The sequence below is a fragment of the Treponema sp. genome (assembly GCF_051883275.1).
Lineage (GTDB): Bacteria > Spirochaetota > Spirochaetia > Treponematales > Treponemataceae > Treponema_D.
In genome coordinates, this window is the sequence record NZ_JBJETK010000037.1 from 42687 (window position 1) to 59586 (window position 16900).

Below are 16900 nucleotides of genomic sequence, written 5' to 3' on the forward strand. Positions count from 1 at the left end.
TGTTTTTTTTATGAGGAATCTTTGGCATTTTTGCTGCATGTTTGACTATGCCTTTGTTTTGTGCTATAGTAATAAAACTTTTTAGAGATTTTGCGAGTTTTAAGCTGTTGTAATGAATGGCTGAAAATATCGCATTTTTAGAGTTATCTCGAAAGCTTCAGTTTTTCGGGATTTCTTTTATAAAGGGGTAAACGATGATTTTTCCACTTGAAGAACTTGCTAAATTTAAAGGCGGAATGTATGCCATCACTGTTGCAGCGAGCCGCCGTGCTTATCAGCTTGCAAAGCTTGCCATGATACAGGATCCTGCTGTTTCTGAACTTGTAGAGGACAACGACGGCAAAGTCGTAAGTCTTGCAGCGCGCCAGCTTTTTTCAGGCGATGTCAAGTATGCTATCGAGGCTCCATCTCATTAATTTTTGATTTTGGCATTGATATTTTGATACCAGTAATTGTTGTTTTTGCACCGACTGCATGCGGAAAAACTGCTTTAGCTGAAGAATTATTCGGCAGAAGCAGTTCTTTTGTTTTTAAAGGAATGGCGGAAGCTATAAGCGCGGACAGCCAGGCTGTCTACAGAGGGCTTGATATTGGAACTGCCAAGCCCACTCAGGAAGAGCGGCGGGAGCTTCCATTTCATCTTATTGATGTCTGCGATCCGTTTGTTCAGTTCGGGCTGGGGAATTTTCTTGAGGCTGCTGATTCCCTTTGCGCTCAAATCTGGGCTGGAAAAAAAGTGCCGCTTGTCATAGGCGGAACGGGTTTTTACATCCGGAATTTTCTGCTCGGTCCTCCGTCCACCCCGGAAAGCCGCCCGGAAGTCAGAGCGGACATTCAGCATAGGCTTTCTTCGCTTGGAAAGGAAAAACTGTATGCCGAGCTTTGCCGCATTGATCCTGTTTCCGCAGAAAAAATCAACGTAAATGATGAGTACCGTATCTGCCGCGCGCTTGAAATTTTTTACTCATGCGGAAAGCCGCTCAGTTCGTTTGAGATTCCATCTGAGCTTAGAAGCCAGTACGATTTTTGCACACTGATTTTAAACAGGAACAGAAAGGAGCTTTACGAGCGCATTGATTCACGGGTGGAAAAAATGTTTGCCGATGGACTTGCGGATGAAGTTGAGCAGCTGAAGTGCAGGGGGCTTACGAAGGATTCGCCTGCAATGAAAGCAATCGGGTACAAGGAATTTTTTTATGAAAACTTTTCTCTTGAAGAAGTGAAGCAGAAAATAAAATCCGATAGCCACCGTTATGCAAAAAAGCAGTATACCTTTATGCGCGGAATTCCGGGCGCGCTGGTTATTGATGCCGATGACAGGGAAGCAATAAAAAAAATTATCTCGGAATTTCTCAGCACAAGGTTATTGTAAAAGTTGTTCCGCTGCCGGGCTTTGACTTTACATCGATATTCCATCCGTGGCTGTCTATGATTGCCTTGACCACCGAAAGTCCTATTCCCATTCCGTTTTCCCGCCGTGAATTTGACGCCCTGAAAAAAAGCTCAAATACTTTTTCCAGATCCTTTTCCGGAATTCCAACGCCCGTGTCTGATATTGAAATTTCTATTTTACCAAGCGAATTTTTTCTTGCGGAAAGAAAAATCGAATCTCCGTCGCCTGTGTAGCGCAGAGCGTTTCCGTAGATATTTTCAAGCGCCCTTGAAAACAGATTTTTGTCCATGAGAACGGTCTGGTTTTCAATGTCTATGGAGTATGAAACATTGCGCTTGTATAGTTCCGCTGTGCACTCCATGTTTGCGGAAAAGTCCAGCAGAAAGGATTTCAGCTCAACCGGTCTCAGGGTTTTCTTCCATTCGATGTTGTTCATTTTTATGTAATTAATAAGATCATTTATCATAGACTCAAGCTGGCCGGCCTTTGTGTTTATTATTGAAACTGATTTTTTTATGTCGTCAACGCTTTTTACAACTCCATCGGAAACGGCCTCCGAGTAGCCCTTTATAAGCGCAACCGGTGTTCTCAGGTCGTGGCTGATTCCCATGATAAACCGCGAGCGGCGCTCCATGTTTTCCTTCAGTGCTTTTCTCATGCGCTCAAGGTCTTCTGTGAGCTGTAGAATTTCATTTGAATTTCTTCTGCCTGAAATTTCAATCCGAGTTTCAAGCTCTCCGTTTGCGATTTTCCGGGTTGCCTTTTGTATTATTTCGATTGAATTGGAAACTGACTTTGCAATTAGAATTATGAACGTTATTGACATCACCTCGAACATCAGCACGAAAATAAAAACGTGCATCATGAATCTTGGAATCCGCTTCATTGAATTTTTAGGTCCGGAATCAAATCTGTTTACAATAAATCCCTTGTTCCTGTGTGTGCCGTATTCAGAAATTTTTTCCGCCTGGTCAAGAAAAAAAGACTGGATCTGATAATTGCATGAATCATTCGATGCCTGAAGAAAATCAAAAAGCTCCTTTGGGTTGCTGAAGCTTTCCTTGCCCAAATCAGAAATTGTAGAAAAAGCAATTTTTGAATTGCAGAAAATCAAGAACTGAATTTCAGGCGGAATTTTGCTGATGTAGCTCTGGATTTTGTTCCAGTCATTTTCAGAAAGACCTGCGATGTTTTTTTGCCTCGCTTCCTCGTATTTTTTTTTCAGTGCGATATGCGGGGAGCTGTAGTGCCTGTAAATCGGAAAAAGAATCATGCACAGTGTGGGAATCACTATGATGCCTGTGATTAAAAGTGAAATCTGTTTTTTTATTTTCATTAAACGCTGTCCATGCAGAGCTGGTATCCCATGCCGAAAACTGTCTTTATGTATTTGGGATTGGCAGGATTGTCCTCTATTTTTTTTCTGAGCCGCTGTACATAGACTCCCACAGCTGTCATGTCGCCGAACTGGTTTTTCCACACTGCGCTGAAAATCTGCTCGGGAGATGCAGGCTGGCTGCTGTTTTTTACAAGGTATTCAAGAACTGCGTATTCCTTGGTTGAAAGCGGAATTTTTTCTGTTCCTTTTTTTAAAATGCAGCTGTTGCAGAAAACAGTATACGGGCCGAACTGTATTGTTTCTTCAACTGAAGCCTGGGTTGCGCACAGCCTGGAAAGCTTTGCCTGAACTCTTGCCACCAGCACTTTTGGACTGAACGGCTTGGTTACAAATTCGTCTGCTCCAAATCCAAGCCCTGCGATTATATCTTCGTCCGCATCCCGTGCCGAGACAATTATTACCGGAACAGAAGCCTTGTAGTTTTTACGGAATGTTTTCAGAAAATCAAAGCCGCTCATTCCGGGAAGATTCAGATCCAGAATTATCAGAGCCGGATCATAGCCTTCGTCAAGCTTTTCAAGAGCCTTTTCTGCTGTGTCAAGAGCCAGCGGTTCAAATTCCGCTTTTTCCAGGTACATGCATATAAGCTCTGCCATTTCCGGAACATCTTCGACCACAAGTATCTTTGTTTTCATGACTGAAATTTACAATTATTCAGCGTGAAGTTCAAGAATTTAACAGCCCTCTAACAAATAATTATCAGAAGCGAACTGCCTGCTTTTTAACATTTTTGTAATCGGGATGTAACACTTTTCAAATAATTGTTTTCTATAAAATATAGACTATGACTGCGGATATTATAAAAAAGAACAAAGAGATAAACGCTTTTATTGAAAAGGGCAATGAAATTCTTGCCAAGCTCGGCTTTACAGACCATGGCGCGGGACACTGCACCCTTGTTTCTGAGCGCGCCGGGTTTATTATGCAGAAATTCGGGGAAGCAGAAAATGCCGTGGAGCTTGCAAAAATAGCAGGGTATATGCACGATATCGGAAATGCCGTGAACAGGCGGCATCATGCGGAATACGGCTCGCTTCTTGCAAATGAAATTCTGCGCGGCCTTGACATTTCCGCCGAAGACAGAATTGAAATTGTTTCCTGCATTGCAAACCATGACGAGTCCACAGGTGGCGCTTTTGACAGAATTTCCGCTGCGCTTATAATTGCAGATAAAACCGATGTCCGCCGGAACCGGGTTGGGGTAAAGGACAGGTCTGCTTTTGATATTCATGACCGCGTGAATTTTGCAGTTGAAAACGCCGCGCTTAAAGTGAGCCTTGAAAAAAAGCAGATTTCATTGAATCTCCAGATAGATGAGTCTATATGCACAATGTGCGACTATTTTGATATTTTTCTTGGAAGAATGCTTATGTGCAGAAAGGCTGCTGAATTTTTTGACTGCCGCTTCAAGCTCATGGCAAACGGCAGCAAGGTTCTGTAGTTTTGACATTCTGAATTTTTCCTTTAGCCCTGTTCCTTTGCATTTTTAGAGCTGGCTCAGAAAACTTCGGATTTTCGAGCTTTCCTTCTAATATTCTATCTTGCTTTTTAAGTCAAAAATGGTCTAAAATACTTGACGATTCACATTTTACAGTTCATTATAGTATATTATGATTGAAGTAACGCGTCTAAATGGAAAAAAATATTGGGTTAATCCGCATCAGATTGAATCAATGGAGCAGAATCCTGATGTTACGCTTGCGCTTCTTTCTGGTAAAAAAATTGTTGTAAAAGAATCTCCGGACGAAATCATAGAAAGAATTGTTATATATAGAAAAAAAATAGGAATGCAGGAACTTTGATTTCTTGCGGAATCGGGAGGAAAAAATGGATTTGGCTACTCTGATAGGATTCTTTGGAGGCCTTGCAATGATGGCCGTTGGTGTTTTTACATCCGGTGGATCCGTTATGGGCATTATAGATATTCCGTCTGTTTTTGTAACTATCGGTGGTTCTTATTTTTCTTTGTGGATTTGTGCTCCTATGAACCAGGCTATAGGAATTTTCGGCATTATAGGAAGGGCTTTTAAAACTATTGACTATGGAGAGCAGAATACAGTCCGTAATATGGTCAGTCTGAGTGAAAAAGCCCGCCGCGAGGGAATTCTTGCCTTGGAGGAAGGTCTTGATGACATTGAGGATCCGTTCCTGAAGGAAGGCCTGCGTCTTATGGTTGACGGAAACGACGGAAGCGCGATCCGCTCTATCATGGAAAATGAAATGGCGCAGGTTGAAAGCCGCCACATGTCATGGATAAATGTTATCATTCAGTGGGCAGGTTTTGCTCCGGGCTTTGGAATGATGGGAACGGTTATCGGTCTTATTGGTATGTTGAGAAACCTTGAAGACAAAAGCGCTCTTGGTCCTAACATGGCTGTTGCTCTTATTACAACACTTTATGGTGCTATGCTTGCAAACTGGCTCTTCGGACCTTTGTCCCAGAAACTGATAATGCAGAATAACAATGAAATGAATGTAAAGGAAATGGTTTTGGAGGGAATACTTTCAATTCAGGCTGGAGACAATCCTCGTATATTGGGGCAGAAGCTTCTAACCTATTTGGATCCTAAATCCCGCAAGGCGATTGAATCAGAAATTTTGAAAGACTAGTCCGGGAGTTTTTCAATGGCAAAAAAAGAAAAGAAAGAACCAGAAAAACCGTCAACCGCGTGGCAGGGAACCTACGGAGATATGATTACTCTCATGCTCTGCTTTTTCGTTATGCTTTATGATCCTTCTGAGTCAGATGCTGTGCAGATGGCAGCTCTTCAGGCTTCTCTTTCAAATAATAATCCAGGCGGCGGAATTTCAGTCAGCCCGGGAAGCTTGGCTAATCTGGGAAATGTCGTAAGTTCTCTTCCGTCTATAGAAAAAGGCCGCGCATTGGGGCCCGCCATGAAAAAGGCAGTTTCCAGTTTTGCGCCGGAAGTGAAATCAAACAAGATTACAATAACAAGCGATGAGCGTGGTCTGGTTATTTCGCTTGCTTCTGATGCATTTTTTGAAACGGGAAGCGCAGAGCTGAATATAGAAGAAAGCAGGGGCGCTCTGCTCAGCCTGTCTAAGTTTTTTAATGCTCCTGAAGTTGCCGGAAGAAGATGGCGGATTGAAGGTCATACAGATAACCGTCCTGTTCCGGCTGATGGAATATATCCAAGCAACTGGGAGCTTTCTGCGGCCCGCGCGGCGAATGTCCTGCATTACCTTGCGGATTTCGGAGTTGATGAGCAGCAGTTTTCAATCGCAGGCTATGCAGATACACGTCCTAAGCTGAGCAACGATACTGCGGAAGGCCGGGCATATAACAGGCGCGTTGATGTTATTGTCCTTGATGACGGGCATTTTTAGCGGCAAAAAAAATTTAAGGGGTGGGGAATAACAGATTAATCGCTTCAGATTCAAGTGTTAATCAGCGTTCCTTAATTTCTTCTAAGATAAAATTTAAAAAAACCGATATATGTATTGAGGGAGCCTCGGAAAACTTCAGTTTTAGAGATTTCCTTGATAAGATTTTGAAATTCGGGAGGACTTTATGGCAGACGAAAACAATGCAGATGATTTGAGCGAGGATTCTGGCGTAGAACTTTCAGCAGGCAAGAAAAGCGGAATGAAAGGCGCTGTGACTCAGCTCTTGAAATTCATTTTGATAGGTGTTGCTGCTGTAATTTTCATTGTTACTATTGTTGTTGTTACAACTGCTATTCTGAATAAAGGCGGAAAGACACCTTCGCAGTCTATCCCGATCAGCGAGGAGTATACTGTAAAAAGGGAGCCTTATGACTGGTATACTTCCCTGGATCAAATCCGCACAACAACGGATGACCCTGTTCCTGCCAGTGTAAGCGTAACAATCGCGCTGGGATATAAAAAGGAAGACAAGGCTGCTTCAACGGAAATAACAGAGAGGCGTATTGAAATTATAGACTTTTTAAGAAGATTTTTTTCTGAGCAGACGGTCGAAGATTTACGTCCGCAGAATGAGGAAGTTCTGAGACAGCAGATCCGCGACCAGATAAACGATGATATTTTGAGCAATTCAAGAATCCGTGATGTCCGTTTTACAGGAAAGGATGTGGTTCAGCAGTAAGCTGGAAAAGGTGGAATGAGACATGAATGAAGTTCTGTCACAAGATGAAATTGATCAGCTCCTTCAGGCAATAAGCACTGGCGAAAGCGAGACAGATGAATTTAAGCCGGTAACCGATACCAGGCGTATAAAAATCTACGACTTCCGCCGGCCTGATAAATTTTCAAAGGAGCAGATACGCACGGTCTCCAATATGCACGAGACATTTTCGCGTCTTACTACTACAAGCCTTTCTGCACAGCTTCGTACTTTGGTTCATGTCCATGTTGCGTCTGTAGATCAGCTTACGTATGAGGAGTTTATCCGTTCCATTCCAACGCCTACAACTCTGGCCGTTATAAATATGGATCCGCTGAAGGGAAACGCAGTTCTTGAGATAGCTCCTGAAATCACGTTTATTATAATTGACCGCCTTTTTGGTGGCTCCGGCGATACCGGCGGAAAAGTTAACCGTGATCTTACAGATATAGAGCAGTCTGTAATGGAAGGAATTATTGTGCGCATACTTGCCAATATGCGTGAGGCATGGACACAGGTTCTTGACTTGCGCCCGCGTCTTCAGCAGATTGAAACAAATCCGCAGTTTGCCCAGATTGTTCCGCCGAGCGAAATGGTTATTCTTGTTACCCTGGAAATAAAAATCGGCGAGGAAGCAGGCATGATGAATATCTGTATTCCTTATATTACGATTGAGCCGATTGTTTCAAAGCTTTCTTCGTCTTTCTGGTTCAGTTCAGTCAGAAGAAGCTCTACAACTCAGTATCTGGGAACTCTGAAAGAAAAGCTTGCTGATGTTGAAATGGAGCTGGTTGCGGATATTGGCTCTATAAGTGTTCCTATTAGAGATGTTCTAAACCTTAGAACAGGGGATGTTATAAGGCTTAATACAATAAAAGTGGGAGAGCCGCTTACATTGAGCGTGGGCAGCAAGAAGAAATTCTACTGCCAGCCTGGCGTTGTCGGGAAAAAGATTGCTGTTCAGATTATTGAAAAAATCGATGAGCAGGAAACTGAAAATTTTGAAGAATTAACACCAGAAGGAGATGATACCCTATGAGTGAAGGATCTATATCACAAGAAGAAATCGATGCATTGTTGTCTGGCGTAGATGTCGGGGGCCTTGGTTCTGGCGGTTCATTTAATTCCGCTCCTGAGGTTGAAATCGATATTCCTACACTTCAGACTTTTGCTGGAACAATAAAAGACAAGCTTGCTGAAGTTATAAAGAACATGACTGAAAAGGATGCTGTTCCAGAAGCTCCTTCCGTTGAATCGCTGGGAAGAGATCAGCTTCTTGCAAAGCTTCCGGAGGAAGTTGTTGCTGTTATGGCTGATTTTTCTTCAGCTCTCAGCGGCGACCATTTGTTTCTTATGTCTCCGGAATTTGCAACAAAGCTTGTCGGCTATATAAACAAAGAGGAAAATCCTACGCTTGATGACATGGGGCTTTCAGTTATTTCGGAAGTAGTGTCTTCTCATTCAGGCGCGGAGATAACCGAGCTTAGCAAAGGCGGCAAGCTTCCGGGGCTGGCGACAAATCCTCCTGAGGCTATAAAAGAGCCAAAGGCGATGATACGTATGCCGCAGGGAACATTTGCCTGCTTTACCTATCCTGTTACTATTGACGGCGAGCATTATACTATATGGGAAGCTGTCGGCGGTTCCGCAGCTGATGGAATGGCACAGGCGCTTGGCGGCGGTTCAAAGCCAGCTGCTCAGTCTGCTATGTCCAGCGGCTCTGGAATGGAAAATGCTTCTTCCATGGGAGGAGGGGCGGCTCAGATGTTTACCCCTTCAGCCGGATTCACTCAGCAGCCTATGATGGGCGGCATGCAGATGGGTGCGGGCATGGGAATGCAGCAGCCTATGATGGGAGGTATGCAGATGGGTGGAAACATGATGGGAATGCAGATGCAGCCTCAGGGACAGATGATGGGAATGCAGATGCAGCCGCCTCCAAATGTTCAGTCTTTGCAGTTCCCGAATTTCTCCCAGTCAGTTGCTGGCGGCGAGCAGGGAAACATCAACCTGATCATGGACGTTTACATGGAAATGACGGTTGAGCTCGGCCGCACCAAGAAAACCATAAAAGATATTCTGGGGCTGGGAGAAGGAACAATCATAGAGCTTGAAAAGCTTGCAGGTGAGCCTGTTGATATTTTGGTGAACCACAAGCCGATTGCAAAAGGCGAGGTTGTTGTTATTGACGAGAATTTCGGTGTTCGTGTAACAGAAATTCTTCCGTCGCTTGAGCATGTGGCTTCTTCAATTTAAAAACTGCTTTAATTATAGCGGCCTTTGAAAAACTGATGTTTTTGGAGGCTGCTTGAGTTTCATATAAAAGGTATCCGGCGGAATTTCGGTGGGGATAACGAAAATGCCGGCTGCCTGGGGTGGGAAAATGAATTTTAAAATAAAAAAAATACTTGTCCTTTTTTTTGTATGCTGCGGACTTGCCTTTGCCAGCGAGTCTTCCGGCGATGAAATTTCTGAATCTGCGCAAAACGAAAACAATGTAGTTTCCATGAATTTTATGGAAAATTCTGATTCCGCGGAGCAGGTGAATCCTGTTCAGTCTTCCTATAAAAGTCCAAGCGGAATTGGAATTTTTGTGCGCATGATTCTTGTTCTTGGAATTGTGGTAGCGGCAATTTACTTTATGTTCAAGTTTATGCGCCGCTCAATGGTTTCCGGCGATTTTGCAGCCGAGGACGATGTGTTTCTGCGCAGGGTTTCGACTGTGAGCCTCGGGGAAGGAAAATCCGTTCAGATTGTAACCCTTTGGAACAGGGCTTTTATCCTTGGAGTTTCTGAAAATTCTGTTTCGCTTATAAAGGAAATCGAAGACAAAAATCTTATAGACGCGATGAATCAGTATTCTGACATGAACAGCAAGGTAAAAAAGCCCCGGACGTTCGAGGAAATCCTTCAGCTTTTTATGCCTTCAAAAAAGGAAGAATCCGCCGAGCAGAACGAAGCTCCGAAAAAATCTGCCTATGACAGCAATACAATGAATCTTATAAATTCACTGAAAGAAAAAATGATAGGCGGAAATGAAAAATGAAATTCTCTTTTTTGTTTAAAAGATATTTTGCCAAGCCCGCCGCTGTGCTTTTTATAAGCTGCCTCTGCCTTTTTCCGCTGTCGTCGCAAAGCCGTTTTCCCGAAGGCTCTTCCAGCGGAAACACAGAAATGGGAAACCGTATCACCGGGCTTGATTTTCCGAATCTGACTTTTTCCGCGACTGCTCCGAGAACAGGAAACGAGGTTGCCTTCAGCGTGCAGCTTCTTTTGCTTCTTACGCTTTTGACTTTGGCTCCGAGCATTTTTATACTGATGACCTGCTTTCTGCGCTTTTCGATTGTGCTTGACTTTATCAAGAGGGCGCTTTCGCTGCAGCAGGTTCCTCCGACTGCGGTGCTTAATGGAATTGCGCTTTTTATGACGATTTTCTGCATGTGGCCCACATTCCGCCAGATTTACACAGATTCTTTCCAGCCGCTTTCGAACAATGAGATTACCTTGACTGAGGCTGCTGAAAAGGCTGAGGCTCCAATAAGGCTTTTTATGTACCGTCAGATGGGAAACGACAGCAGCAACGTAAAGAACATCAAGACATTTATGAAAATGGCAGGGCTTGAGCCTCCCAGAAGACCCGCGGATGTTCCGACTTATGTTTTGATTCCTGCTTATATTTTGCATGAGCTTACAGTCGCATTTAAAATTGGAATTCTGCTTTACATTCCGTTTATTGTAATTGACATGGTTGTTGCAAGCATTCTTATGAGCATGGGAATGATGATGCTTCCGCCTGTGCAGATTTCAATGCCCTTTAAGCTTATGCTGTTTGTGCTTGTTGACGGCTGGCATCTTCTGACACAGCGGCTTTTTGAAAGTGTTTTGCGGTGAAATGTGCAGGCGGTGTCTGTCACTTGGTTTTGAAAATTCTATGCTCCTGTCTTGCGCTGAAATGCGGGGCTTGGGGCGCTTTTACAGCTGCCTCGAAATTTTTTTCCGAGGTTTCCTTTTGGCATTCTTGAAAAATCGCCGCAGATGAGCGTTCGGGGTGCCGAAGATATTCCGGAGGATGTATGTCGCTGAACATTATTAATGGATTGATGCGCGAGGGAATCTTGCAGGTTTTTATGATGTGCATTCCAGTGCTTGGAGCTGCCCTTGTGATTGGACTTATTGTGGCTATTTTTCAGGCAACGACTTCCATTCAGGAGCAGACGCTTACTTTTCTGCCGAAATTTCTTTCAATTCTTTTGGTGCTTGCTTTGTTCGGCGGATTTATGATGGATTCGCTTGCTTCTTATTTTCAAAAAATTTTATCTATGATTCCAAAGATGGCGGATTAGGATGTTTGAGAAAATTGTTTCGGGAGCTCCGGTTTTTCTCTTTGTGGCAGTGCGCTGTTTTGCCACGATAATGACTCTTCCGCTTTTTTCTTCAAGAACAATTCCCCGCATGGCTAAAGTTGCCCTTGCCGGCTATATGGCTTTTTTTATTTTTCCGCAGATTTCAGTTAGTGAAGGAATTTTTTCTTCGTATGGAAAATATATTTCACCGGACGGAAACTTTACGCTTGAGTATGTCTTGCTTCTTTTGGGTGAAGGCCTGATTGGCGTGATTCTAGGTTTTTTTGTGCAGATTATCTTTGCCTCATTCAGCACGGCCGGCCAGTTTTTTGCGTTCCAGATGGGGCTCAGCGCGAGCGAAGTCTACGATTCCCTCAGCCAGGTTGAAAATCCGCTCATGGGGCAGTTTTTTAATTTTATGGCGATGCTTGTTTTTCTGCATAACAACTGGTTTCATAAACTTCTTCTGGAGGGAATGAATGAAAGCTTCAAGGTGATAAACGCGCTTTCGATTGTTGACAATTCGCTTTTTCTGGCGGAGTTTATGATGAAGTCCCTTTCGCTTCTGTTCAAGGATGCGCTTATTATCGCCCTGCCCATAATGGCTTCGCTTTTTCTGGTGAATGTCACGGTGGGAATTCTTGCAAAGGCGGCTCCCCAGATGAATCTTCTTTCGGAAGCCTTTCCTATTTTGATTCTGACAGCCTATTATCTGATTTTTGTGCTTATTCCGCAGTTCAATGAATTTTTTGCGTCCTGCTTCAGCAATGGAATCAAGGATCTTGAGGTGCTTTTCAAGGGGCTTAAAGGAGGCGGGCTGTGATGGATTTGCAGTGGTTCGCCGCAGAGGACGAAGGAAGAACAGAGGAAGCCTCCCAGCTTAAACTTCAGAAAGCCAGAAAGGAAGGCCGTGTTGCAAAGAGCCAGGAGCTTAACGGCGCTGTGGTTTTTCTTTTTGTTACTTTTATGCTTATCGTGCTTGCTCCGTGGTTCTATAAAAAAATCTGCACAATGATGATTTTTTACTTCAGCAATGTGACTTCTTCAGGGATAAGCGATTTCAGGCTTTTTTATGTGTTTGTTACGAATCTGCTGTCTATTCTTCTTCCGCTGTCGATTTCCGGAATTTTTGCAGGCGTGATAATAAATCTGGTGCAGAACAGGGGCTTTATATTCACCACAAAGACAATAGAGCCTAAGTTTTCAAAGATTGTGCCGAAATTCGGCGAATATTTCAGAAAGACGCTTTTTTCCATGATGGGGCTTTTCAATATCGCAAAGTCGATTGTAAAGCTTGCCATTATTTTGGTTGTCGCCTTTTTCTTTATAAGGTCTGACTTGGCCACCACGCTGATGTTCCTGAAAGCCGGCGGTGTTGACCTTGCCTTGTCTGCTGTGGGCGGAATGGTTGCCAAGCTGCTTGTGGTTTCCGCGCTCATACTGATTGCGATTGCCGTGGTTGACTACGTGATGCAGCGCAGGGAATTCAAGGAGCAGATGAAAATGACCAAGAAGGAAGTAAAGGAGGAATTCAAGGAAAGCGAGGGAGACCCTGAGTTCAAGGGGCGGCTTGAATCTGCCCAGAAGGAGATGCTTTCCCACAATATGCCCAAGGCTGTAAGAGAGTCAGATGTTGTTATAACAAACCCGACTCATTATGCGGTTTCCCTCCAGTGGAAGCAGAATGAGCAGGATGCCCCGATGGTCACTGCCAAGGGAACTGATAATACCGCCCAGACCATAAAGCGAATTGCGGCGGAGAACGATGTTCCTGTTATAGAAAACCGCTCGCTCGCCAGAGGACTTTATGCGGAAACTGAAGTCGGGGATATAATTCCTTCGTCCTACCTGCGCGCCATTGCCGCTGTTTATGTTCAGGTTGGATATATGAACAAAGAAAAGCATTAATAAAGAAGAAAATAGAAAAAAGTCAAAAAAAATTTTTTTCCGTTTTCAAAAAAGCTTTTTTAGTGTAAAATATAAAGCTATATTGCTATAAAAGTGCGGATTAACAATTTAAAGTTAAACACCGCTTGCGTAAATCCTTTGAAAACTTCAGTTTTTGAAGTTTTAGAAAGATTTTTTAGCTAGGGGGAGTATTGAATAATTTGAATGTGATTGCTCATCGCATTTTATAATTATCTTTACTAAAAAAATAGGGTGGGGACTTATATGCCAGAAAAGCAAATTCAAAGGAGCAGTGTTTTAAAATTTGTTTTTGATAATATATTAGCCGTTGGAATTATTATAGGGCTTTCTTTTTTATTTATTCCTGTTCCTGTGGTTCTTATTGACATTGCAATGTGTGTAAACCTTGCGCTGTCCTTTGTGATACTTTTGTCTGTTATATATATGAAGCGTGCCGCGGATTTTACAGCATTTCCGCGTGTTGTTCTTCTGTCCACGGTTTTCGGCCTTGCCATAAATGTTTCGTCTACAAGGAATATTCTCTTGAACCCTGTTAAAGATTCCGGCCACATGGCGGGGCAGAGCGAAATGGTGCAGGCTTTTTCGAATATTGTCGCGGGAAGCAATGTGCTTATCGGCTTTATAATTTTCATTATTCTGATTATTGTCCAGGTTCTTGTTATTACAAAGGGTGCGGACCGTGTTTCAGAAGTTACAGCGCGCTTTACTCTGGATGCCATGAATAACAAGATGTTCACTATACAGAACCAGATGAACAGCGGCGCCATTACAGAAGAGGAAGGCGAATTTAAAATTGCCCAGCTCAGGCAGGAAATCGATTTTTATTCAGCCATGGACGGTTCTTCGAAATTTGTCAGCGGAAATGTGAAGGCTGGAATTTTTATTACTTGTGTGAACCTGATCGGCGGAATTATAACAGGCATGATGGGCGGTAGTTCGCTTCAAAACGCATTGAACAGCTATGCCTGCCTTACAATCGGCGACGGTCTTATGTCACAGCTTCCGTCCCTGCTGCTTTCTTTTTCAACGGGACTTTTGATTACCACAAGCAATGAGGGTGAACTGCTTTCTGACCAGCTTAAAGTTCAGTTTTCCCAGAATGGCTCTATTTATATTATTGTCGGCTCGGCTCTGATTTTGATGGGGCTTGTGTTTCATAATGGAGCCAGTGCCATTCTTCTTCCGATGGGAATTTTGTTTTGCTTTGTCGGCGCTAGGCTTTCCAGGACGAATGCAAGAAATGCTGAAAAAAAAGCCGAGTCAGAGGAGCAGCAGAAAAAATCTTCACAGAAGGGAAGCGGGCCGGAGGAAATTTCTCCTGTGGTCAAGCCGGACGAGCTTTCTCTTGAAATCGGCTATGCGCTTATTCCGCTTGTTGATGATGAAAAAGGCGCGGAGCTTATGTCTCGTGTAAAGCGTATCCGGCGCGAGGTTGCGCTTGATCTTGGTCTTGTTATTCCTCCGATTCATATCATGGATCAGGTTGAGCTGAATTCAGAAACGTATTCTTTCAAGATAAATGGAATTGAAGCCGGCCGTGGTCGCCTGAAGCTGGGACATTTTATGTGCCTGAATACTGGAAATGTTCCAAAGGACAGGGAGCTGGTTGGAGAAAAAACAAAGGATCCTGCTTTTGGAATGGATGCAATCTGGCTTCCTGACTCAAAGCGCATTGAAGCGGAAAAAGCCGGGTATGCGGTGATTGATGCGCCTACAATAATTACAACCCACCTTACGGAGCTTATCAGGCGCAATGCCGCAAAAATCCTCAGCCGCCAGAGTGTCAGCGCAATTCTTGAGGAGATTAAAAAGACAAATCCTGTTGTTGTTGATGAAGTTACAACAGGCGAGCACCGCTTTACTTACGGCGAAATTGAATCTGTGCTTAAAAATCTCCTTTCGGAGCAGGTCAGCATCCGGAATATGGTTATTATCCTTGAAACCCTTGGCGATTACGGAAGAATTACCCACGATTCATGGGCGCTCACTGAAAAAGTCCGTGAAGCTCTCGGCGCGCAGATATGCCAGCAGTATGTGGATGAAAACAAGGTTTTGCACGTGCTGAATCTTTCCCAGAGCCTTGCGCAGAAACTTCTTGAGCACAGGGCGGATATGCCGGGAAAAGGTCCTGTTGTTGCCTTTGACCCTGTTGATGCGCGAAATTATATTTCCGCAATGAGCAGTGCGGTTGCTGCGGTGCGCGAAAGAAATTACCTTCCGCTGATTATGTGCCCTTCCGAGGTGCGCAGGCTTGTCAAGTCTTCCACGGAGCTTGAAATGCCTGGAATAATAGTGTTGTCTATAAATGAAGTGATGGCTGCTTCTGCAAATATAAAAGTTGAATCTCTTGGAGAAATAAATGGCTGAAACCGCGCTTAATAATAATGTCCTTAGTATCACAGGTCGTAACCGCGAAGAATGTATGGACAATCTTTATAAAAAATACGGCACTAATTTTCAGGTGATCAGCTGTAAGCATGCATTGACACCTGGTTTCCTGGGCTTTTTTCAGAGGGAAAAAATTGTCTTGAGGTATCAGATTACTAATTCTTCTCTTGAGCAGGGACTTGCAAAAAAGCCTTCTTCTCCTTTTCCGGGGTATGTCGCTTCTTTGCCGGAACCGACTTCCGCGCCCAATCTTTCTGGATATTCATCTTCAGCTACCTCGTTTATAAAGCAGCGCGACGAGATTTTGCAGAGGCAGAATCCGTCTGTTACAAACAATCTTCAGATTGGTCAGCTTACAAAGCAGTTTGACCTGCTTAAGTCCCAGATGCAGGAAAAACTGGATGAAATCGCCCACGCTGTTTCCGAGGAAAAGGATCATCCTTCAATTATCAAAATGCAGGAAATCCTTGAGGAAAATGAATTCACAAAGTCATATATAAAAAAAATCTGCACAAGAATGAAAAATGAATTCAGCCTGGAAAAACTGGATGACTTTGATTATGTCCAGACCTGTGTCGCTGACTGGATCGGCGAAAGCATTCCGATTGCCCGGGAAGAAAAAAAATCTGCGCCCCATGTTATTATAATTGTCGGGCCTACCGGCGTTGGAAAAACGACTACTGTCGCAAAGATGAGTTCCCGTATTTCCATCGATTATAAAAAGAATCGGGAGAAATACAAATATCCTCCGCGTATCCGCATGATTACAACCGATACAATGCGTGTGGCTGCGATTGAACAGCTGAAACGATGGGCGGAAATTATCAATGTGGAGGTTGACAAGGCTGAAACTTCCGAAGACTTGAAAACTCTCTGCGACAGCTATGTTTCAAATTCGGATTATATTTTTATTGATACAAGCGGATACAGTCCGAATGATTATGAAAATATTGCAAAGATGCGGACAATTTTAAATGTAAAAAATCTGAATGAAAATGTTTATCTTGCAATCACTGCGGGTGTAAGCTCAAAGGATTTGGAGAATATAATCAGGAATTATGAGGCGTTTGATTTTAAAAGCGTTATTGTCACAAAGTGCGATGAAACAACAGCTTTCGGCCGTGTAATCAGTGTACTTGCGGAAAAGAGCAAGCCTGTTTCATGGATAACAACAGGCCAGGATGTTTTGAATACAATTCAGCGCGCGGAGCCTAAATGGTTCCTGAAAAATCTTGCGGGATTTAAAATCGACGAAGAACATATTGAAAAAAAGTTTGGAAATGCCGATAAAGAATTAGGGAAATTCTGAATATTTTAAATGTTATTTAGGGCAACAGGAGAAT

Annotated in this window: 18 protein-coding genes; 16 read left to right on the plus strand and 2 right to left on the minus strand. The window is 43.4% G+C overall.

The features are described 5' to 3' along the window. The first annotated feature begins 194 nt into the window (after nt 1-194). Together ACI4L0_RS05680 and miaA are read left to right on the plus strand one after the other, a co-directional pair. Entirely contained in the window at nt 195-416 is a 222-nt protein-coding gene (locus tag ACI4L0_RS05680; RefSeq protein ID WP_439799200.1) for a DNA-directed RNA polymerase subunit omega, read from the plus strand. A 23-nt stretch (nt 417-439) separates the two neighbouring features. After that, nucleotides 440-1372, plus strand: a complete 933-nt coding sequence (gene miaA / locus ACI4L0_RS05685) for a tRNA (adenosine(37)-N6)-dimethylallyltransferase MiaA (RefSeq protein ID WP_439799201.1) — start codon at nt 440-442, stop codon at nt 1370-1372. Here the strand turns inward: miaA and ACI4L0_RS05690 are convergent. Together ACI4L0_RS05690 and ACI4L0_RS05695 are read right to left on the minus strand one after the other, a co-directional pair. Beyond that, nucleotides 1353-2729 (minus strand): HAMP domain-containing sensor histidine kinase, encoded by a 1377-nt coding sequence (locus ACI4L0_RS05690; RefSeq protein ID WP_439799202.1) that lies wholly within the window; start codon nt 2727-2729, stop codon nt 1353-1355. The two genes, miaA and ACI4L0_RS05690, sit on opposite strands and share 20 nt — an antisense overlap. Then, on the minus strand, nt 2729-3427 hold the full coding sequence (locus ACI4L0_RS05695; RefSeq protein ID WP_439799203.1) for a response regulator transcription factor: 699 nt from the start codon (nt 3425-3427) through the stop codon (nt 2729-2731). Before ACI4L0_RS05695 ends, ACI4L0_RS05690 begins: the two co-directional genes overlap by 1 nt. Nucleotides 3428-3576: 149 nt before the next feature. Here ACI4L0_RS05695 and ACI4L0_RS05700 point away from each other — a divergent pair, with 149 nt between their 5' ends. From ACI4L0_RS05700 to ACI4L0_RS05765, 14 genes are all read left to right on the plus strand, one after another. Beyond that, nucleotides 3577-4233, plus strand: coding sequence for an HD domain-containing protein (locus tag ACI4L0_RS05700; RefSeq protein WP_439799204.1), 657 nt, complete (start codon nt 3577-3579; stop codon nt 4231-4233). Nucleotides 4234-4402: 169 nt separating this feature from the next. Next, the gene (locus ACI4L0_RS05705) at nt 4403-4594 is read left to right on the plus strand and encodes a flagellar FlbD family protein (RefSeq protein ID WP_439799205.1); all 192 of its coding nucleotides are present in this window, start codon (nt 4403-4405) and stop codon (nt 4592-4594) included. A gap of 25 nt (nt 4595-4619) precedes the next feature. Beyond that, a complete protein-coding gene (locus ACI4L0_RS05710) occupies nt 4620-5402 on the plus strand; it encodes a motility protein A (RefSeq protein WP_439799206.1) in 783 nt (260 codons plus the stop codon). 15 nt (nt 5403-5417) lie between these two features. Next, the gene (motB, locus tag ACI4L0_RS05715; RefSeq protein ID WP_439799207.1) at nt 5418-6140 is read left to right on the plus strand and encodes a flagellar motor protein MotB; all 723 of its coding nucleotides are present in this window, start codon (nt 5418-5420) and stop codon (nt 6138-6140) included. Between the two features lie 184 nt (nt 6141-6324). Then, a complete protein-coding gene (locus ACI4L0_RS05720) occupies nt 6325-6879 on the plus strand; it encodes a flagellar basal body-associated FliL family protein (protein WP_439799208.1) in 555 nt (184 codons plus the stop codon). A gap of 22 nt (nt 6880-6901) precedes the next feature. Beyond that, a complete protein-coding gene (gene fliM, locus ACI4L0_RS05725) occupies nt 6902-7936 on the plus strand; it encodes a flagellar motor switch protein FliM (RefSeq protein WP_439799209.1) in 1035 nt (344 codons plus the stop codon). Beyond that, nucleotides 7933-9153, plus strand: a complete 1221-nt coding sequence (gene fliN / locus ACI4L0_RS05730; RefSeq protein WP_439799210.1) for a flagellar motor switch protein FliN — start codon at nt 7933-7935, stop codon at nt 9151-9153. The genes fliM and fliN overlap by 4 nt, the downstream gene beginning before the upstream one ends. A gap of 127 nt (nt 9154-9280) precedes the next feature. Continuing rightward, nucleotides 9281-9943 (plus strand): FliO/MopB family protein, encoded by a 663-nt coding sequence (locus ACI4L0_RS05735; RefSeq protein ID WP_439799211.1) that lies wholly within the window; start codon nt 9281-9283, stop codon nt 9941-9943. Then, nucleotides 9940-10788, plus strand: a complete 849-nt coding sequence (gene fliP / locus ACI4L0_RS05740) for a flagellar type III secretion system pore protein FliP (protein ID WP_439799212.1) — start codon at nt 9940-9942, stop codon at nt 10786-10788. The genes ACI4L0_RS05735 and fliP overlap by 4 nt, the downstream gene beginning before the upstream one ends. A gap of 182 nt (nt 10789-10970) precedes the next feature. After that, a complete protein-coding gene (gene fliQ / locus ACI4L0_RS05745) occupies nt 10971-11240 on the plus strand; it encodes a flagellar biosynthesis protein FliQ (RefSeq protein ID WP_439799213.1) in 270 nt (89 codons plus the stop codon). A gap of 1 nt (nt 11241) precedes the next feature. Further along, on the plus strand, nt 11242-12063 hold the full coding sequence (gene fliR, locus ACI4L0_RS05750; RefSeq protein ID WP_439799214.1) for a flagellar biosynthetic protein FliR: 822 nt from the start codon (nt 11242-11244) through the stop codon (nt 12061-12063). Next, entirely contained in the window at nt 12063-13148 is a 1086-nt protein-coding gene (locus ACI4L0_RS05755) for an EscU/YscU/HrcU family type III secretion system export apparatus switch protein (RefSeq protein WP_439799292.1), read from the plus strand. Before fliR ends, ACI4L0_RS05755 begins: the two co-directional genes overlap by 1 nt. 264 nt (nt 13149-13412) lie before the next feature. Next, the gene (locus ACI4L0_RS05760) at nt 13413-15536 is read left to right on the plus strand and encodes a flagellar biosynthesis protein FlhA (RefSeq protein WP_439799215.1); all 2124 of its coding nucleotides are present in this window, start codon (nt 13413-13415) and stop codon (nt 15534-15536) included. Further along, entirely contained in the window at nt 15529-16866 is a 1338-nt protein-coding gene (locus tag ACI4L0_RS05765) for a hypothetical protein (protein WP_439799216.1), read from the plus strand. Before ACI4L0_RS05760 ends, ACI4L0_RS05765 begins: the two co-directional genes overlap by 8 nt. The last annotated feature ends 34 nt before the right edge of the window (nt 16867-16900 follow it).